The sequence below is a fragment of the Aurantiacibacter sp. D1-12 genome (genome assembly GCF_028858515.1).
Classification (GTDB): Bacteria; Pseudomonadota; Alphaproteobacteria; order Sphingomonadales; family Sphingomonadaceae; genus Alteraurantiacibacter.
In genome coordinates this window covers 474,725-494,215 of the sequence record NZ_JAPJZJ010000003.1, presented here as the reverse complement: position 1 = coordinate 494,215, position 19,491 = coordinate 474,725, and the positions used below count along the sequence as shown (strand labels likewise).

General features: G+C 59.1%; 16 protein-coding genes and 1 tRNA gene. 3 read left to right on the top strand and 14 right to left on the bottom strand.

The window, feature by feature from the left end; all coding sequences use genetic code 11:
• Positions 1-37 precede the first annotated feature (37 nt).
• Positions 38-1,699, bottom strand: a complete 1,662-nt coding sequence (locus OOZ52_RS09380) for a dipeptidyl-peptidase 3 family protein (protein ID WP_274698249.1) — start codon at positions 1,697-1,699, stop codon at positions 38-40.
• Between the two features lie 165 nt (positions 1,700-1,864).
• Here OOZ52_RS09380 and yghU point away from each other — a divergent pair, with 165 nt between their 5' ends.
• Together yghU and OOZ52_RS09370 are read left to right on the top strand one after the other, a co-directional pair.
• A complete protein-coding gene (yghU, locus tag OOZ52_RS09375) occupies positions 1,865-2,707 on the top strand; it encodes a glutathione-dependent disulfide-bond oxidoreductase (RefSeq protein WP_274698248.1) in 843 nt (280 codons plus the stop codon).
• Positions 2,708-2,778: 71 nt separating this feature from the next.
• Positions 2,779-2,853 (top strand) — tRNA-Gln (locus OOZ52_RS09370).
• Positions 2,854-3,257: 404 nt separating this feature from the next.
• Here the strand turns inward: OOZ52_RS09370 and OOZ52_RS09365 are convergent.
• Positions 3,258-4,505: a Y-family DNA polymerase gene (locus tag OOZ52_RS09365; protein WP_274698247.1), complete on the bottom strand. Its 1,248-nt coding sequence runs from the start codon at positions 4,503-4,505 to the stop codon at positions 3,258-3,260.
• A 93-nt stretch (positions 4,506-4,598) separates the two neighbouring features.
• Here OOZ52_RS09365 and OOZ52_RS09360 point away from each other — a divergent pair, with 93 nt between their 5' ends.
• Complete coding sequence (locus OOZ52_RS09360) at positions 4,599-5,183, top strand: SOS response-associated peptidase family protein (protein ID WP_274698246.1); 585 nt, start codon at positions 4,599-4,601, stop codon at positions 5,181-5,183.
• Between the two features lie 249 nt (positions 5,184-5,432).
• On the opposite strand, the gene OOZ52_RS09355 is transcribed toward OOZ52_RS09360, so the two are convergent.
• The 12 genes from OOZ52_RS09355 to egtB all read right to left on the bottom strand — a co-directional run bounded on the left by OOZ52_RS09355 (position 5,433) and on the right by egtB (position 19,466).
• The gene (locus tag OOZ52_RS09355; protein ID WP_274698245.1) at positions 5,433-5,981 is read right to left on the bottom strand and encodes a recombinase family protein; all 549 of its coding nucleotides are present in this window, start codon (positions 5,979-5,981) and stop codon (positions 5,433-5,435) included.
• 192 nt (positions 5,982-6,173) lie between these two features.
• Positions 6,174-8,192: a M23 family metallopeptidase gene (locus tag OOZ52_RS09350; RefSeq protein ID WP_274698244.1), complete on the bottom strand. Its 2,019-nt coding sequence runs from the start codon at positions 8,190-8,192 to the stop codon at positions 6,174-6,176.
• Between the two features lie 1,850 nt (positions 8,193-10,042).
• On the bottom strand, positions 10,043-10,804 hold the full coding sequence (locus OOZ52_RS09345; RefSeq protein ID WP_274698243.1) for a hypothetical protein: 762 nt from the start codon (positions 10,802-10,804) through the stop codon (positions 10,043-10,045).
• Between the two features lie 541 nt (positions 10,805-11,345).
• Complete coding sequence (locus OOZ52_RS09340; RefSeq protein WP_274698242.1) at positions 11,346-11,561, bottom strand: DUF6961 family protein; 216 nt, start codon at positions 11,559-11,561, stop codon at positions 11,346-11,348.
• A gap of 488 nt (positions 11,562-12,049) precedes the next feature.
• The gene (locus OOZ52_RS09335; protein ID WP_274698241.1) at positions 12,050-12,592 is read right to left on the bottom strand and encodes a cytochrome b; all 543 of its coding nucleotides are present in this window, start codon (positions 12,590-12,592) and stop codon (positions 12,050-12,052) included.
• A gap of 61 nt (positions 12,593-12,653) precedes the next feature.
• Complete coding sequence (locus OOZ52_RS09330; RefSeq protein WP_274698240.1) at positions 12,654-13,025, bottom strand: antibiotic biosynthesis monooxygenase family protein; 372 nt, start codon at positions 13,023-13,025, stop codon at positions 12,654-12,656.
• A 23-nt stretch (positions 13,026-13,048) separates the two neighbouring features.
• Positions 13,049-13,504, bottom strand: a complete 456-nt coding sequence (locus tag OOZ52_RS09325; protein WP_274698239.1) for a MarR family winged helix-turn-helix transcriptional regulator — start codon at positions 13,502-13,504, stop codon at positions 13,049-13,051.
• Positions 13,505-13,664: 160 nt separating this feature from the next.
• Positions 13,665-14,825 (bottom strand): tyrosine-type recombinase/integrase, encoded by a 1,161-nt coding sequence (locus OOZ52_RS09320; protein ID WP_274698238.1) that lies wholly within the window; start codon positions 14,823-14,825, stop codon positions 13,665-13,667.
• A gap of 404 nt (positions 14,826-15,229) precedes the next feature.
• Positions 15,230-16,486: a lipopolysaccharide biosynthesis protein gene (locus tag OOZ52_RS09315; protein WP_274698237.1), complete on the bottom strand. Its 1,257-nt coding sequence runs from the start codon at positions 16,484-16,486 to the stop codon at positions 15,230-15,232.
• 39 nt (positions 16,487-16,525) lie between these two features.
• Positions 16,526-17,200 carry a retropepsin-like aspartic protease family protein gene (locus OOZ52_RS09310; protein WP_274698236.1) on the bottom strand — a complete coding sequence of 225 codons (675 nt, stop codon included), beginning with the start codon at positions 17,198-17,200 and terminating at the stop codon, positions 16,526-16,528.
• A 44-nt stretch (positions 17,201-17,244) separates the two neighbouring features.
• Entirely contained in the window at positions 17,245-18,231 is a 987-nt protein-coding gene (gene egtD / locus OOZ52_RS09305) for an L-histidine N(alpha)-methyltransferase (protein ID WP_274698235.1), read from the bottom strand.
• Positions 18,231-19,466 (bottom strand): ergothioneine biosynthesis protein EgtB, encoded by a 1,236-nt coding sequence (gene egtB / locus OOZ52_RS09300; protein ID WP_274698234.1) that lies wholly within the window; start codon positions 19,464-19,466, stop codon positions 18,231-18,233. The genes egtD and egtB overlap by 1 nt, the downstream gene beginning before the upstream one ends.
• Positions 19,467-19,491 lie beyond the last annotated feature (25 nt).

The following is a 19,491-nucleotide window of genomic DNA, read 5'->3' as shown; positions in this document are numbered from 1 at the left end:
GTTCCAGTCCGCGCGGCGTATCACAGTTCAGATGGCGTCAGACCTCGTCAGGATAAAGCGGCCGGATATCCACCGGAATGCCGTCCATCCCCGCAATCGCGGCTTCGGCGTGTTCGTCGAGGTGCGCGTAGCGTTCGAAGAAGGCGATCGTGCCTTCGTAATCGCCGGTCGCCTGCAGCATCAGTTCGGTGCGCAGCAGTTCGGTGATTCCCGCTTCGAGCCGTGCTTCGTCGACCACAAAATGGTCGGCATCCTCGTCCCACGCGAAGGCGCCGTATTCGAGCAGGAAGCCGTATTGCGCCGCCGCGCCCTTGCCGTGCGCTTCTTCGATACCGAAGCGGACCGAGCGGAACAGGCCTGCGAAGTAGGTCTGCAGTGCCTCGCTCTTTTCCTCCGCTGGGATCTCGCCACGCTCCATCAGGTAGAGGATGTTGTAGATGCCCATGACATCGGCCTTGCTTTCTTCCAGCGCCGAATACTGCTCGCGCAGTTCCTCGTTCACCGTGGTCTCGCGGCCATCGATGGTGATCGTGCCCGGGCCGAGCGAGTGACTGAGTTCGTGGAACAGCGTGAACATCTGCATGTAGCGGCGGCTCACCAGTGCGGCCTGATCGGGGGCAAGCACCACGTCTGCAATCGGATCAAGGATCATGTCGAACTTCGCGCCAAGCACGTTGGCTAGTATCACCTTCTTTGCACCCTTGGCTTCGCGCACGCGCTCGTCATTGGGCAGGTTGAAGGCGATGGTCTGCACGCCGGGTACGTTGTCGCCGCCGCCGTGGATCTGGTCCGCCACCGCGATGGGGCTTTCGAAACCGCGCGCGAAATTGTGGTGCTCCTCGGCGATGGGAAGGTTGCCCTCCATATCGCGCAGGTAGCCCACGTAGCGGTCGAGCGCGGCGCTTTCTTCAGGGTTCTTGAGCGTCACGAAGCTCTCGAACGCGGTCTTGGTGCCGTAGAGCCGGTCGGTGTAAACTTCGTACGGGCCGATGGCGATTTCGATGGGTGTGTCCGCCAGGTCCATCCACGCCATTTCGCTTTCGTAATAGTCATCAGAGAGGAAGCTGTCCGCGCGCAGCGTCAGGAAGCGCTTTAGGCTGGGATTGGTGGTGATTTCCGCCGCTTCGCGCAGCAGCTCTGCCGCGGGCTGGAGGAATTCGGCATATTCCTCGCTGTAGGGAACCGCGATGAAACCATCGCCATCCCGCTTTACCACCGTGTAGGGGCTCATCAGGTCATCGCGCTGGTCAGGGTTGGCTTCAAGGTAGGCGTCGAATTCCTCGCGCGTCAGGTCTGCAGGGTAAAAGCCCGCACCCTCGGGCCATTCCGCTTCGCCATAGAACGGATGGTTGTCCGCGACCGCATCCCATGTGCCGAAGTTGCGATCGAACATATCGAGCATCTCAGCATCGCCCGATGCTGCGATCTCTTCGCGCACGGTGGGCAGGTCTCCACCACGCTGGCGCAGGTAGATCTCGTCCATGTAGCCGCTGGCTTCGATCAGCAGGTTGACCACCTGCCGCTCCTCGTCCGTGAGGTAAGCGGTGTCGGGCGCCATTTCGATATCGGCGATGCTCGCGCGGCTAGCGGCCATATCGTATTCGCCGTCGACTGAAGCCTGTTCGGTATCGGCGGAGCAAGCGGCCAGCAGAGCTACAGGTGCAGTGGCAAGGCTGAGAGCAATAAGAGCGCGGCGCATGGGAATTCCTTCTTTGTTTCAGGCGAAACGATTGAGGCGCTTGTTACGGCTGCCACGCGGCACTTGGCAAGCCTTGCTGCAGTCGGGGTCAAGCAAAGCTTTGTTGCCGCGTGCTTGCCCGCGCCTATCTCGGCTGGCACACGATCCCCCACAGGAGAACCCCGAATGTCCGATCCAACATACACGCCGCCTAAAGTCTGGAAGCCTACCGAGTCCGGCGGCCAGTTTGCCAGTATCAACCGCCCCACAGCGGGTGCGCGGCACGAGAAGGAATTGCCAGAGGGCAAGCATCCCTTCCAGCTCTATTCGCTCGCCACGCCTAACGGGGTGAAAGCGACTGTCATGTTCGAGGAACTGCTCGAGGCCGGACACGATGCGGAATACGATGCCTGGCTGATCAACATCGGCGATGGAGACCAGTTCGGCAGCGGTTTCACCGCGATCAACCCCAACGGCAAGATCCCGGCCTTACTCGACAAGAGCGGTGACACGCCGGTGCGTATATTCGAAAGCGGCGCAATCCTTGTCCATCTAGCCGAAAAGTTCGGCAAGTTCCTGCCCACCGATCACACCCGCGCCGAAGTGCTCAGCTGGCTGTTCTGGCAGATCGGCAGCGCGCCCTTCATCGGCGGCGGGTTCGGGCACTTCTATGCCTATGCTCCGGAGAAGTACCAGTACCCGATCGATCGCTACGCAATGGAAACCAAGCGCCTGTTCGATGTCGCCAACCAGCGCCTCGGCGAAACGCGCTTCCTTGGCGGTGATGACTACACCGTAGCCGATATCGCCGCCGCGCCGTGGATGATCCCCTTCGTCGAAGGCACAATCTACAACGATGCGCGGACTTTCCTCGAAATCGATGGCTACGAAAACGTCGTACGCTGGGCGAACGAGATTGCCGCGAGGCCGGCTGTAAAGCGCGGCCGCAAAGTCAATCGCACCTGGGGTGATGAGGCAGACCAGCTGCCCGAACGCCACTCTGCCGCCGACTTCGACAAACTCGGCTGATACCAATCACAATTTGTGCGCCGCGCGGCCTTGCACCGCGCGGCCACACGGCTATATGGGCGCAACTCTGCTGGGGTGTAGCCAAGTGGTAAGGCAGCGGTTTTTGGTATCGCCATTCGCAGGTTCGATCCCTGCCACCCCAGCCAGAGTATTAAATTCATTTCTATTCAGCTATTTAGTGCTGATTTAACGAGCCTGTGTGCCAACTTTGTGGGCCAGACATGGGGGCCAGAGCGGCATGGCTCGCTGCCGTCCTCCGTGCTCACCTCTGGGGCCTAAGCGTCGTTCGGCTCGCACTACGCCATTCCGCCAACAAATCCGCTAGTCTGACCACCGTGCATCATGGCCAGTCTCATGCCGCCGCCACAACCCAGCACTTGGCAACGGGAGCGGTTCTCTATCTGATCAATATAAAGGTGCCCTGCCCCTCTCTCCGCAACTAAATAGCTCTGCGAAAGGTAGCGTACATGGCCACACTTCCGGCAAGAGGCTTCCAGTTTGCAGTTCTCGGGCAGATCGTTCGCTCGCAGTTTCGTCTTCCAGCTTCCCATCACCAAAAGTCCTCAGCGCTCGGAATGCGGGTGTAGCTGATCTTACCGCCGATGTTCTCTATATACTCGCGCGGCCAGAACCCGACGCTGGCAACCGTCTTGCCCCATTTGTAATTTAGCAGATCGATGGCACTGTTGATCGCCTCCCACCGTTGACGCTCGCTGTCATCAGCTAATAGAAAATCAAGCTGACGGCTGTTTGAAGGGGAGAGGTCAAACAGCGTTACGCCAATGCGGTATATCTTGGTTCGGCGTGATAGCTGTGCAGCAGCCTGCTCCCAAAGTACCTGAAACTCCGATAACAAAGCCTGATCGTCATGAACTGTAGGAAGGGTACGCTTGCCGCTCCAGCCGCCTTCACCATGATCCAACCAGAGCCAGACGCCCGAGCAGTAATAGCCTTCGCGTCTTAACCTACGTGCTGCCTTGGTTAGCAGGACGCGGCATATATCCCTTGCACCTTCAATCGAGCGGCACTCGGGTGGCAACACGCGCCCGTGACCGAACATCCCCCTGCGGCTCTCGGGGGCCTGTACATCGTAGCCATGCAGCGCGTACCAGAGCCGCTCACCTGTGACATTGCGCCAGATTTTCCGCATCTGTTTGGGGGCTGTCTCGTATAAGTCTTTTGTAGTGAAGATGCGGCTTCGCGCGAGACGTTTGGCCATGTTGGTGCCAACGCCGGGAATATCCTTGAGCGGAACAGTCAGTAACGGCCCCGGCATGTCTTCAGGGTGCCAGATCGTCACACCGTCAGGCTTGTCCATCTTACAAGCCATCTTGGCGAGTTGCCTATTGGCGGCAAAGCCAATCGAGCACGTGATATGGCGTCCGATGTTCTCCCCGATGGTTCGCTTGATGGACCGCGCAAGGTCTTCAGGCCTTTGCCGCTGTTCCGGGTCGACCTTGCATGTCAGCTCGTCGATGCTCTTGATCGCGTCGATAGGGACAATGCTCTCGATCTCTGCAATTAGGGCATTGTGTGCTCTGCGATAGAGGTGCGGCTGCTGAGGCACCAGCACAAGATCAGGGCACGCCCGCTTAGCCTCGCCCACTGGCATCACGTTGGATAGACCCAGCGCCTTCGCTTCCTTAGAGCAGGCAATTACACACGACGCCTTCCCCCCAGAGAACGGAACGATGCCCACGGGACGCCCACGCAGCTCGGGACGCACCTGCTGGGCAACGGACGCAAAGAAGCCATCGAAGTCGAGATAGAGGCGTTCTATATGTGTTGGCTTACGCATCGCATGTTCCGAATCGGGGATTAGAACATATAGCGAACATACGGCGGTTAGGCACTTGACTTTTTGAGCTGGATGACGGGATGAACACCGCTCATGTGCAACCACTACAGAAACCTCGAAAAACAGATGCGCGAGTGGGCTGCGATAGAACGTGCATCCTTCGCAGACTTCGACAAAAAGCCCGCCGAAGATTTGTGGCCGCGCCGTCTGGGGTATGTCGTGAGGCAGGAGAAGCACGGCAGAGTAGTCGACACAGCTACATGGGGCGTTCCGCTCACTTTGAAGGGCAAACGCCCCGGCACCACCACTACCAAGTACATCACAAACGTGCGGAACCTGACCAGCCCGTTTTGGCGCTCAACGCTGGCAAACCCTCCACAAAGGTGTTTGGTGCCGTTCACCGAGTTTGCTGAGCCGAAGCAAGGCCGCGAGGAGTACTGGTTTTCTATTCCATCCCGTCCAGTTGCAGCGTTCGCAGGGATATGGAGAGAGAGCGATATTGGGCGAGTATTCGCCTTCCTCACATGTGAACCAAATGCCCTCGTGGCTCCACGGCATCCCAAAGCGATGCCAGTGATCCTTCCTGAGGAATGCTACGATGCGTGGCTGGCAGGTGATGATCCACAGAACCTTGCAGTGCCGTTTCCTTCCCAATTGATGGCTGTAAAGGAGGATTAGGGGGGCGGAGGCCGTAAAGAGGCAGAGGTGAGAGATACCCGTGCACAACTCCCGGCCATCTGGAAGAGCACCGAAAGAGCCCCTGAGGGTAGCCTACAGGTACCCTTATAGAGATACCTTATCCTCTCTGCCCTCCGAGGGTCCGTCCTAATTGAAACCCGTTGGTTTTGGTGCAGAAATCCGAAGCGGCCCGTCATAAGAAAAACAAAGCAGGGCATCAGAGGCCCGGAAGCAAACCGACAGAAATCCTCAGGCCCCCTCCAGTGCCTTGTAGACGCTGCTGCGCGCGATCTTCAGCTCCCGGGCGATGGCACTTGCACCGACGCCGTCTGCTTTCATCTCCCGTACCTTCTCGACAGGAACGGTTGGCTTGCGGCCTTTATATACACCCTTCCTTTTGGCCTTCTCGATGCCCTCCATTTGGCGCTCCTTGCGTACGTCATATTCAAACTGGGCGAACACTGCCAGCATTTGCACGAACGCCCGTCCCGCCGGGGACGAGGTATCAATTGACTGTTCTGTTGCGCGTAGGTGTGCGCCCTTCTTTTCGAGGGCCTCCACGATCTTCTCAAGGTCTCTAACGGACCTCGCTAGACGGTCAATACGGGTCACTAGAAGCGTGTCTCCGGACCGCATAAAATCGAGGATGGTCTTGAGTTCTGCCCGCCCCTTTGTTGTGGCTCCGCTCTTCTTCTCGGAGCGGACAACCGCCGCCCCTGCGGCACGGAGTGCTTCCTCTTGAATGCTACAGTCTTGGTCTTTCGTACTCACACGGGCGTAGCCGATGGTCTGAGCCATGGTGCCTCCTGTCCATTTAGGGTCTAGAGTCCCGGTGGATAATGTCCGATAAGCTCTAAGTCAACCCTAAATGGACAGAAAGAGTGTCCGATAAGTATGTCTCCAATAGCCATGCCCCATAAAGACACATGCGATGCTGATAGGCCGCCCCCGCCGCAATCATGTTGCGCACGGGAGCCGACCTAGCCCTCCCTAATATTGCGGGGAACTCGGAGTGAGTTCCTGCACCATCAGGCGCTCTTGCTGGGCCACCCAGCCTTCAACGGCTTCGCGGGCTTCCTGAGGGTCCTCTCCGTCCATCAGGCGGCGCATGAGACGCCCCTGTGCTCGATCCAGTATGTCGATAAAGGCTTCCTCTGCCACAGCCATGCGATGACGGGGTAGATTGAGGCCCGCAAGGTATCCTGATGGGTCCTCTGCCAGCTCTGCGTACTCTGCCATTGCGTCCCGCACAGGCGCGCTGTTCTGGAGCGCGCTTTCGTAGCTTCCGGCTGCGGAGTTCACAGACGCGATTAGGGCAGATGCCACCTCTGTATCGTCTAGCCGTGTTGCAAGACCTAAGGCGGCCTGACGGGCCTGCGCTGGAGACAGTTCTCCCCGGATCATCCGACCGATCAGGACTTCCGATCCTGCGTTTACTCGGTTCGCCTGTCGCCGTCGCTCTTCGCGTTCTGCACGACTCTCGGCACGCTCCCGTCGGCTCTCAATGCGATCTTCCCGCCCCTCATGGAGGCGAATGAGCGTCATGACAGCTTCGCCGTCTACCTCGCCATTCTCGAAAGCGCGTAGGATGTCCTCGCGGGTCGTTATGCGGTCCCCAGTCCCGAACATACCAAGGGCCAGATTGGTTGCGCTCTCGGCGTACCTGTCCTCATTGGCGGCATTCCATTCTCGGCGCATCGACGCGGTGGCTTCCCGATAGAACTGGTTCAATCGTGCCACTTGATCGGCAGAGAAGTGTACTTGGTCGAGGCCGGGGATCGGGACGATCTCGCCGGAGTTCTCAAGGGCGGTAATAGGGTCCTCATTCGGGTCCCGAAGACGCGCCGGGGGTGCGCCACCTTCAACCGCGCTTGCGTCAACGGAGACAGGACCAAACTCCGCCTCCAGCGGATTCATTTTCTGCCCGTCCCGAGTTACCGTGTAGTGGAGGTGCGGCCCGGTGCTCTGTCCGCTATTCCCTGTCAGAACCAGAGTGTCTCCCGGGCTGACCCGAGCGCCTGCTTCGAAGTTCGTTTCGGACAAGTGCGCGAAGCCCACGACCGTTCCGTCGTCGTAGCGGACCCGCATGGAGAGACCTCCGCGATCCGCCGTCCACACTCGGAGCACCTCGCCGCCCATTGCGGCAGGCACCGGGGTACCGACGGGGACAGCAATGTCTACGCCGTTGTGTGTGCCGTTCCCGCGGCCTTCGCCGAACTCTGATGTGATCCGGCCCTGTACAGGCATTCGGAGCACTTCGCGATTACCGCCCGTTGAGGGAAGGCCTGAGGGCCGTGCTGTGGCCTCTCCAGCGTCCACGGGCGTGTCGAAGTGGCCACGGACGGACGCCAGCAACGCAACCGCTTCCTCGCGTCGTCCTGCGGACCTGAGCACGTTGTATGCGTTGAAGACGGAAGTGAGGAGAGTCTCGGAGGCCTCTTCGTCCGTCACAGTATCGGGCAAGAGCGATAGAGCGGCCTCTACGTCAAATACGCCAGTCTCCTCGACTTGGTTCACAACGTTTTGGCTGAAGTGAGAGAGGGCTTCCCTGTTGAAGCGTTCCTCAATTCGCTGGATTGCGTTGGCTTCAAACTGAGGCCGGACGGTCTGTATGGTCTCTGCCAGGTACCGCATGGCTCCGGGCGACTGGAGATATTCTCGCAGCTCCCCGGTTTCCGGGTTGACCGCGAAGTTCTCGAAGAACCTCTCTGTCATGCCGAGCGCTTCGGAGCGCCTCACTTCGAGGAGCGGGCTGTCCTGCGCTTCAAGAACCGTCTCGAGTTCGTCGGAGAACTCGCGGGCAGCTTCAGTGAAGCCCGTGACAGTGCGTCCCTTGGTAACCGCATTGCGGTAGCCCAAGCTGCGCTCCATCATCTCGTCGTCAACGGAGTCCGATTGTACGTCGAGTGCGCCTTGCGCGATGTTGCCTTGCTCGTCCTCTACATATTGATTGAACTGAGCATTGCCCAAGTCCTCTACGCCTTCCTCGGCAATCCCGAGGCTCCGCATAAGTTCTTGAGCGCCGCCTACGTCACCCCTCCGGGAGTGTCGCAAGCTCGCGAATGTCTCGAGTTCCGGCGCGCGCGTGTTGCGCCTTCCGGGCACGATTGAATCTTTGTTGGAGACCCGGCTCGCTTGTCGCTGAATGCGCGGGTTGTCGTCTCCGATGTTCATAATAGACCTTTCGGCGCTGCCGCGCAGCCGCTCGGCTGGGATGCAACACGTTTGGGGTTTTTGGATAGTGGTTTGGTTCGGCGTCGAGGATTCGGGACGCCCAAAACGCTCGCTTCACCGCGAAACGGACTCGGCTGGACTCGTTACTATCTACCTTGTGGAACCATGTGGTTCACAGATGCTGCGATCCGGTGCAGCTCCGCACTTCCACACGAATAGGAGCGAACAGATGACCGACAATCAGCATGAAGCAAGCGACAGCATTGACCTGCACATTAAGGGAAGAGCCGAGGCGGCACGGGAGCGTCTCAGCAAGTTCCTCGACGGCGACCGTAATTCCTAACCCCGCCCCTTCTTAAGGCACGGCCCGCCGCGTCCACGCATCTCGTCCGGTAACATTTGGAGCGAGAGCGGGAGCGCGGCGGATGTGTTACTCGGCGCCGCCCCCTATGGGGGGAACACGCGTCTGTCGTTAGCGTATATGCCGCTTCGGATTTTTGCGCCGAAAGCGACCGCCGTTAGGAGCCAGCACCGCGCGCACGGCCTTCAAACTCAACGCGCTGTCGATCCATGGAGCGGTTTGGCAGAGGGAGGCAAACCTGTCTCGTCTGTCGCCCAAGCCCTTTGCGATCTCCGCAAATGGATAAGCGCCCATTCCATGGTCAAGCCGCACAGTTGAGATCATGTGGTCTCGGACAGGCACGGTTTCGCCGTGAATGCCCAGGTAGTACCGAAACCCGCTCATAGCACGCCCGCGATTGCATACTGATTGCGTCCGCGTCTGGCACGCTGTCTCCGCTTTTCTCGTCTGGCCTCGGCCTTCTGCCTCTCGCGGTAATCCGCGAGAACTTTCGGGTCGATTGGCCGTTCTGTGAATACCGCGTCCCTAACCTCGGGACTGAGCGCCTCGGGGTTATCGGACCCGTGCTCAAGCAGCTCCATCCGTATCCTGCTGTCGAGGGACGGGCCGTTGCGACGGCGTGCCGCGGTGGCGGCGTTATCGCAGGCCTTGCAGCTAGACCGCCGGGGACCGGTGGGGTCCGCAGCGCGGCGAAAGTAGAAGCGATCAAGCGGCTTCGTCTCTTGGCACTTGGTGCAGCGCTTCTCTTGAAGCACGGGGGCTGAGCCACTTGAGTGGGCTTGGCAAATATCGTTCTTCATGCTGCCCCCACGCCAGCAAAACGCTGGCAAAAAGGAATGTGCAGGGTGGCTTGGGGATTGACCCCAAAGGCGGCTCAGATTGTCTGAATATGCCAGCCTTTTAGGGTCTTTCTCAGGCCACAGCGGCGATTAGGAGCGCTGCCGGGGCATTGGCCGGAAAGGATAGAGCGGACAGACTGTGCAGGTACATGCGGCAACTTGCTGTCGCCATCCTCCAGCCTCTATCGGGTCGTATATGCAGTCTTTGCATTTCGCATCGATTGCGGCCTTGCGGGATGTCCGCGGGGCGCTCACGCATGGCCCCGTTGCCCTGTCAGGGCTTCAGGAGCGGTAGTGTCTTGCATAGAGGGTTTCCCTCGTCTGCGGAGACCAGTGCTTGGGCAGCGTGTATGTCGTCCCAAAGGGAAGCCTTGGGGTGCCGCAGGAGCGGCTGGTACAGGTCAACCATAGGTCGATCTCCGTGGTTTTCATTGGATTGTGGTCAGCCCACTCGGGCCGATTGAGTGACGCTTCGCTGCGTCAGCTCACTTGATTTCGTCTCTCGACATGCGGGCGTAGGCTTCAGCCCGCCTGTTGATCCGCGCATCGCGGTTTATCTCCGCGCTTCGCTTCTTGGCCTCAGCCTCTTCGGCTCTCTGGAGGTCAAGTCGGTGGAGCTGCGCTGCTGATTCAGCCAACGCCTTTCGGACCCGTTTCAGGCCTTCGATACCATAAGTGCCGTCTTCATTGACGAGAAGGCGTACCTGTCTCTCAATGTCGACGACTTGATCTGCGAAGTTCGCACGCTTGGTATCGCTCAACCAATAGATCGGCTCGGCGACAACCTCGCCAGTTTCCGGGTCTTCGGACTTCCGAACATCTTTTACTCGATCTATGTCTCGCTGAAGACTGTTGCGCTTCTCATAGAGGCCGCGAACTTGCATTGCGATGTTGGCTTGCTCCGTATGAAAGGGAAGCGAGTCTGGGCGTACGCCAGTGATAGACCGCAACGCACCTCGGCGCTCTTTCAGCACCTCTGCAACAATGTTGCTTTCGTGCTTTTCGCGCTCTTCGTGCGGCATGGTGGGCATCCGTTCGAGCCGCCTATAGACCTCTGCGCTTAGATCGCTAGGCAAACCGGAAGCCTTGAGTTTCATGGGGCGAGCTCCGCCTGGACCGCTCACATTGGCTTGCACGTCTTCAAGCGGGTCCATCTTCAAAATCTTCTCGGCGTAGAGCCGATGCTCATCTGGGATGCTCTCGTCATTGCTAGAGAGGCTGCCATAGTTGGCGACCGCGGCTCGCATGCCTGCTGCGCCGCCTTCGTCAGAGGGAGTTGTGTCGTTCATTTATATTCACAATCTGCGGGTAGGCCCCGACTGCTTGTGTGGGAGGGATGCAGCTCAGTGACGGGGAGTACTCCCAATCATCGTGCCGCGCGGGCTGGATATGGGCGCTGCCGATGAACTCGAGGGGGCCACTGAGGTGCAGCGGGCTGCACTCAAAATGATCCCGACCGTCGAGTTGCGACAAGTTTCCATCTCCGAAGGTCCGTCCTATTTCAGCAGTAGCTCCGTCTGCCTCTCCAAGACCGCTGTAAGAGCACGGAAGGGATCGAGGATTTCACTAGGGAGCGGCGTGCGGTCCCGCCCGTGGTCTGCGGGGGAGTATTTGCCCGTTTTTCGGGTCGGAGTTGCGCAGTTGGAGGTCTTTGAATTGAAGTGTCTCCGAAGGTGAGCCTAGTGGTTCTCCTTAGGTTCTCTTTCAGTGTGAGATGCTCTCACCCCCGAGGGTCCGTCCTAATTGCATACCCCGCGTGGGCGGCCTCTCAGAATGGGCGGCCTCTGCTTAGTTTGGCCACGTCTCCGGCTGGCCGTAAACACAAATGGGCCCGGTCCTGAGCGCTGAAAACCGCTCCTCAACCGTCTCCCAGTAAGCAGCGCCGCTCTCGTCGCCCCGTGCTTTAAGCGTAGACACACGGCCCGCGATGAATTCATGGCCATCGCCGCCGTGGTTCTTCTCGACCCAGAGCGCCACTCCCCAAAGCTCTTGGTCGCGGGTCATGGCTCAATCAATGGCAGCCGAAATGACTGAATGCGCTGTTATGCCGATCAGAAGCCAAAACAGGCAAACACCCAAGATAGCTGGAACATTGTATGTCGGGGCCGTCGTATCGTCCGACTCTCCTAGTTCCCTGAGCATGTCGTGTCCTTCCTACGGCTTGCGCCTGACAGACCAAACAATGGTCGATAGCGCAGTTAGTACCGCAGCAAAGGCGAAGATCAAAGTAGCGTCGAGAACAATCATGATACCTCCGAATCTTGGAGGTGCCTGATATTCACACATCGGGGGCTGTAGGACAGCAAAAACTCTCAACCCCAGCGCGGCCTATCGTCCCGGGAAATCAATACTCGGATAATCGATGAGGCCGATTAGTTCTCGACGTACCAGAGGCCATTCGGGTTGCTGAAAAGGCCAGCGTCTCAATGCCAAAAGTCAGGTGTCCGCTTTTGGGAGTGAGAGCGGACACGCGAAGACAGCGTTTGTTGGATTCAGTCCTTGCTTCTCGGAAACCACATGCGCCCAAGCAGTCCATCGCGTTTCACGAACTGATGATAGAGCGCTGCTCCCGCATGAAAGACGAATAGCGCTAGAATTAGTCTACCACCAATGCCGTGTGGGAAGCGCGGCTTGAAGTCCCAGAAGTCGGGCAATGCAGACTCCGAGCCACCAAAAATAATCGGACCTGCCCCTGACAGAACCATCATGCCAACGCCGCTTGCCGCCATCCCTAAAATCACAATGTAGAAGAGAAGGTGGACTGCTCGAGCCATACGATCTTGCCAGACAGGCATTGGCAGTGGGTCTGGCTTCTTGTCTGCGAAGAACCACCAGAGAATGCGCACTACCGTAAGCACGAGAACCGTCACGCCGAGCGGGATGTGAACCCTCAAAAACGCCGCCTTAGCTGCTGCATTCTCGGCATCACCTGCGTTGAAGCCAGAACCGATCAGCGCAATGATCAGGATTGCGGTGAGCCAGTGAATGGTGACGGCCGCATTGCCGTAGTGCGTTGCCGTGCTTTTTGAGGGCATTGTTCAGTTCCTGAATTTGATCAAATCGGGCTGATTGACCCGCGAGAGGCTCGCTGTGTCTTTAGGCAACGCAGTGTCCCGCGACCGCGAGCTTCTTGAAGAGATACGGCGATACGGTGGCGCTGTCGGGGTAGCGGGCAATGCGAGCCTGAAACTCCGGGTTCGTGAAGGCAGCCCGAAAGCTCTGTACACTCTCCCATACCGCATAGTTTAAGAAGGTAGGGCTGCCAGCGATTGCTTGGTGCATCTGAGTGGAGATATAGCCCGGCTGCGCTTTCATGAAATCAGCATCGTGAGTCCATGCCGCAATTAGCGCCTCTTCGTCAGCGGGATCGATTGTGAAGATGTTGATCAAGACAACAGACCCATCCTCATTGGTCTGGAGCTGGTCCATCAGGCTTACAGCGTCGTTTAGTTCCTTGAGATTTGGCATCTAGAATTCCTTAGTCTGTCTATTCAAGAATTGGGTTCTTCCGACCGTTCTCGAACGGTCTGCAGGAGGCTGAGCGCGCTACTGAGGTCTTGGACGGAAAGGCCTTCGGCCAGCGCATTGACCCATTCGACCTGCGCTTTGTTGACCTCTGCCATCACCTTTTCACCATCGTCGCTAATTGCGAAAAGTGGCGCTCTCTTGTGATCAATATTCGGCCTGCTTTCGACAAGGCCGACCTTTTCGAGATCGTTTATGATCCTCTGGACGCCTTGCCGTGCAAGGCCCATCCGCCGAGCAATCTGTGAGACAGTGAGCGCTTGCCCTTCTTCATCGATTGCACCGATGACCTGCCAGCGAGCGCTAGTTAGGCCATATGGCTTGGTGAGCTTATTGCCAACGCTGAGCATCTGCCCGTTGATCCGGAATATCTCCAGAATCAGGGCCGTAAGTGCTTCACCATTCTTGTCTCGAATCGCCATAGACAGCAAATAACCGGAATGACAATATATTGTCAATAAATGCGATCTGAGGGGGCGCTGTTCCTAGCGAAGCCTACCGGCTCACATCGTTCAACTCGGATGGGACAATGCCGTGAGGTCAGCAATCGGGTCGCTAGCGGACGTTCCGGATGCTCTTCGCTTACCTTCCGGGAAAGTCGATCCCCGGGTACTCAATCAGCTCTATTAGCTGCGCCTTCCGCAACAACGTAATACCCTCGGGATTGTAGAGGCCGTAGGTAATGTTCCGCTCGTGTCCTAGAACCTGCGCCCACTCGTTCTCCGGTACTCCGGCCCTCTCCATGATCTGGGTGACGTTCTTGCGGAACGAGTGGAATACCCGCGTCCGGTCGCTGAAACCCTTTCGGGCTTTGAAGGCGGAGAATGCCCTGCCCGCATCCGCGCCCGGTTTCTTACCGGGACCCTCTGGGTTGAACTTGGGCCACACTCGGTCCTGTGGCTCGCCTTCAAGCTCTGCCATCCACCGCAGCCGGAAATGCAAAGGCACCGCCCGATCTCCAGCCGGCGTCTTCGCGTCCCTAACATCTATGAAGTGGATTCCATCCTCTTGCTTGATCTGACCAAGCGTGAGGGAGGCAAGTTCGTCCAACCGCATGCCCGTATGAAGTGCTGCCACCATGAGTTCTGTTAAGTCATCACGCTTCGGTGGCGGGTCGAAAAGTGTTCGCAGCTCCTCCGCAGTCCACGGGAGGTACGGATGCTGGTTCACGCCAGCTTTGATACGCTGTTTGAAGCCTGCAAAGGGGTTTCGGCCATCGACAAGCTCGTGCTGATCTGCCCACTTCCAGAGAGCCGAAAGGGTGTCGATGTGGCGATTCATAGTCTGTGGCGAGAGGCCCTTGGCGTTCCCCCCGTGCTCCCGAATGATCTCCGACCATGTCATCGTTTGTGACTTGGGCGACCTGCCATAGTTGGGATTGAGGCGGCGCAGTTCGTCCATGAAGTCGGCGACCTCCGAACGCTTCACGTCTCTCAAAGGCTTGTCTCCAATGAAGCCCCCAAAGAGCCGGAAGGTAGCCTCCTTTTGAGGCCGCGTGTTTGATGCCTTCAGCCCGTATTGAGTGGCCCAGAGGTCAAGAAAACGCCCCGCCAATTCTGCGAACCCTGGCTCATATTCCCTGCGCCTCGGGACGGGTAGTCCCTGCCGATCACGCTTGGCGTCGTTGAGAGCTGCAAGACGAGCCTCGTCGGCTTCCGTAAGCCCCGGTCCCTCCCCTTTCTCTGCGAGCTTGTCGATCTCGAGATCGATGCCAATAACCTCAGGCTCTTCATCGACATCCATATCGGCGACGTAAGCACCTCCCGCCGCAGCACGCCGCCCGTCCTCATAGATACGCCGAAGGTCGCTAGGTGTATTTACTGGCGCAGGCTGCTGAGCCGCCCACTCTGAGCGCAGCCCTGCCTCCCAGACTTCCGCTTCGGCTTTGGCAGAGGGTCTGTCGAGAGCTTTAAGGGTCCGGTAGAGGTGCTCCCGGCTATCGTACTGGTCCCTAAGGGCCGCCGGGATACGAACCTTCGCGCGCCACTTGTTGCCTCGGTTTTGGAGTGAAGCCATGCCTTCTCCGATTCTCTGTGTGCCAGCTTTGTGGGCCAAGTTTGTGGTCCGCTAATGGCTGATTTACAAGAGAATATAGGAGTTCCATGGGGATAACATGCGTCCAACTTTAGCCCCTGCCACCCCAGCCACTATTTCCCTAAATCGACGTCCTTCGGATCGCGCGTAGCGAGGATAAAGCCGGTCACGCTGGCAAGGCTCGTGCCCAGCACAACCAGCGCTGCGCCCACTGCACCAAACCAGTCGATCAGCCACGGCAGAGCAATCAGACCCGCCGCGAGCGGAATGCCGCGCAGCAGGAAGTTACGGATCGCATGGCCACGCGCGACGAGCAGTGCTTCGAGGCTTGCTCCGGCCAGCTCTATCGAAGCGGCTCCCGCCAGCACAATCATCGGCACGAAGGCCGCGAGATACTCGCGGCCGGCAATGGCGGTGATGATCCACTCACCCGCCAGCATGCCGAAACCGACGACGATGATCCCGGAGAAGATCGCAATCTTCGTGAGTTTCGCGGTGAGCGCCTTCGCCACATCAGGGTTGCGCACCAGTTCGGGATAGACCGCCTTCAGCAGCGCCTGAGCGAGCTTCAGCAGCCCGTCTCCCAGCTGGTTCGCCACGCGGTATACACCGGCCAGCGCAGCACCACCGAATATGCCGGTGAGCACGACCAGAAGCTGCCGGCTGGCGATGGAGAGCATGCCGGTCAGGCTGGTACCGATGGCAAAGCTCCAGACCTTCTCGCCGCGTGCCTTTGCCTCGCGCGGAAGGCGGATCAGGCTATAGCGCTGCCAGTGGATCGGCTCGGTCCGTGCGGCGAGCCACCAGTAGATCGCAGCGGTGGCGACTTCTGCAGCGCCCCACACGATCAGGAAGCTCTGGATGCTCGGCTTCACAAACACGACGACGCCCGCGCCGACCGCACGCACGATACTCGTCGTGGCATCGGCAAATGCTGCACGGTCATACCGGTCATGCAATCGCAGTAAGCCCGTTGGCGTCGAGCGGATGGAAAGCAGCGAGGCGAGAGTGAACAGATAGGTGGGCACCACCATCTTGTCCGGAAGCAGCAGCACCTCGTGAAAGTTGAACAGGATCAGCGCGGATAGGATCGCGCCAACGACAATAGTCATGGAATCCAACGCGAGGGCAAACCCGGTCGCAGTCTTGCGGCCATCATCCTCCTGCCCCCATCGGATAATGCTCTGCCAGGTCTGGAAGCTGCAAAAGCCGACCACCAGCTGCGCGAAGGTGAACGCGATGACGAAAATGCCAAAGCGTTCAGGCCCCAGTTCGCGCGTCGCAATCGCCAGGTAGACGAGGCTGAGCACGGCGTTGATCGCCTTGGCGCCCATCAGCCAGCCGGTATTGGTCAATGCGCGCCGTATCATGATTGTGCCCTGCCTCAGCCCCGCATCAATTGCAAAGTGCTACTCGCTTTGTTCGAGCGCTGGCTGGGGATTATGCGGAGTGAGGATCAGCTCGCCTTGCTCGATGCGCACCGATGCGAGACGACTCAAGAGGTTCATACCGATGACATTGGTCTGCCCGAGCCCGGGCGCGATCACCGCATCCAGACCCCGCGCGGCAACATTGCCGAAGCGCATTTCATCGATGTTCGTCATATGGGCCGAGACGGTCCCATTGGCGGTCTGCAAGCGCACAGGAACGCCGGTGTTCTGCTTTTCCAGTCCCGCCGCAGCGGCGGTCGTTTCAGACACTGCAGTGAGCGTAGCACCGGTATCGACCAGGAAAGCAGCACGGTGGCCGTTCACCTCAGCCTCCAGCCAATAGTGCCCATCCACATGCAGCGGGATGCGTGTTTCCTCGCCTTCGACGACCTGCTCGGGCAAGCCTAGCTCGGGCAGTGCGACCGAGAAGCGCGGGTCGAGACGCGAGACCTGCAGGATGACGAGTACGAGGACGGCAACGAGCGTCAATGTGCTGCCCAGCCGCAACAAGCGGCCGATGGCGGGACTACGCCGGATCACAAAAGACCCGATGACGCCCATAACCATCGCTGCGACTGCCGCCATTAGCAGCGTGGATTTCGAAATCTCGCGGATCGAAAGTGCCAGTTGGTCAAAGACGGGAGCGAGGTCCATGCAACCCTATATAGCGAACGTGGCCGGATTTGCGATGCGGCCAGTTACGGAGCGCTCCGTTTGATCGTCGCCTTTGCGAGGACCAGCGAGAAGCGCTCTTGTTCGTCGGTCCAGCGCGCGACGGGGGTCCAGTGGCCTGCTAGCAGCAGCATATTGCCGCTGCGCTTGCCGAATTTGTGGCTGTTCTCTGTGTGGATGCTTTCACCGGCGGCCATAGTGAAGCGCTCTCCCGATACGGTGAACTGCACATCCTCGGTTGCCACCAGATGCATCTCGATCCGTGCGAACGTGTCTGACCAGCGGGCTTCGTGGCGGAAGCTTTGGACCGGGATGTCACCGCCCAGTTCGCGATTGATGCGGGTGAGCAGGTTGAGGTTGAAGTCTGCGGTGACCCCTGCGGCATCGTCGTAGGCTGCTTCCAGCACCTTGCGGCTCTTGATCAGGTCCATGCCAATCAGCAGCAGCGCCTCGTCACCCAGCGTTTCGCGCATACTGCGCAGCAGGTCGGTCGCAGTGCGTGGCACCATGTTGCCGATGGTGGAGCCGGGAAAGAAACCGAGCTTTGGCATGTCCACCACGGCATCGGGCAGGTCGACACGCTTGGTGAAATCGGCCTCCACCGGATGCACTGGCAAGCCGGGGAACTTGGCCGAAAGGTCCGCTGCGGCGGCGCGCAGGAATTCACCCGAGATGTCAAGCGGCACGTAAGCGCCGGGCTCGATAGCTGAGAGCAGGAGCGGCGTTTTGACCGAGGAGCCCGAACCGAACTCCACCACCGCACGGCCCGCACCGATCATCTCGGCAAATTCGCCACCGCGTGAACGCAGGATCTCTGTCTCCGCACGGGTGGGATAATACTCCTCTACCTGCGTGATGTCCTCGAACAGCTGCGATCCGCGCTCGTCATAGAACCAGCGCGCAGGCACAGCCTTTTGCGCCTGCTTCAGGCCCGCCAGAACATCCGCGCGAAAGGCACGGTCGACCCCGTCCTCGTCCAGATCGACAAGGCGTGTATCGCTGGTGTTACTCATCAAATATCCTTGGCGAGACGCAGTCCGGTGAACTGCCAGCGCTGTTGGGGGTAGAAGAAATTGCGGTAGCTGGCGCGCGAGTGGCCCCGCACCGTGGCGCAGCTTGCGCCCTTGAGCACCCACTGCCCGGCCATGAACTTTCCGTTGTATTCGCCGACCGCGCCCTCTGCCGGAGCGAAGCGCGGATAGGGGAGATAGGCTGAGCGAGTGAATTGCCAGACATCACCGAACAGGCTTTGTGAGCCTTGCGGTGACGGTGCTACTGCCCTGTCCAGCTGATTGCCACCGCTTGCATCGCTACCCTGCGCCACGGCTTCCCATTCGAACTCGGTCGGCAATCTGGCCCCTGCCCATGTGGCAAAGGCATCCGCTTCGTAATACGAGATATGCGCAACGGGCGCGTCAGGATCGCGAGCCTGCCACCCGGTGTGGGTGAAGTGCTCGTCATCACGCCAATAGAGAGGCGCGGTAATGTTACAGCGGCTCAGCCATGCCCATGCATCGGACAGCCACAACCGATAATCGGAATACCCGCCATCCGCAATGAACTCGGCCCACTCGCGATTGGTCACCAACGGGCTAGCAAGCGCAAAGGGTTCGAGCAGCACGCGATGCGCCGGGCCTTCATTGTCGAAGCCAAAGCCATCACCCTGATGCCCGATCATGGCTACGCCACCGGGATACTCGGTCCAGCTATCGGGTTGTGGCTCCGCTGGCACAGGCACCTCGCTCCACATGGCCGGGTCCAGCGGATTCTTGCTGAAGGCGTGTTTGATATCGGTCAGCAACAGTTCGATATGCTGCTGTTCATGCGCAATGCCGAGCGCGATCAGGTCCGCACATTCGGGCTGGTCGAACAGTTGTTCCATCGCCGCGTCCACCGCGTGCCGCCAATCCAGTACGTCGGTGAGCGTCGGGCGGCTTATGAGGCCGCGTTTGCCGCGCAGAATGCGCTCACCCTCGGCTTCGTAATAAGAGTTGAACAGGAACGGATATCGCTCGTTAAAGAGCGAGTACCCCTGCACATGGTCGCGCAGCAGAAAAGTTTCCCAGAACCACGTCGTATGCGCAGCATGCCATTTGGCGGGCGAGGCATCTTCCATCGATTGAATCGTCGCATCCGCCTCGCTCAGCAGTTCCAGCAGGCTTTCGGTCAGCGTGCGGGTATGCCGGTATTGCGCAGCAAGACCGCCGTCATGGGCAGTCGAATGTTCGCTGGGGGACGCTCCGGGCAACAGGTCTTTCCGTAAGGCTGGCTGG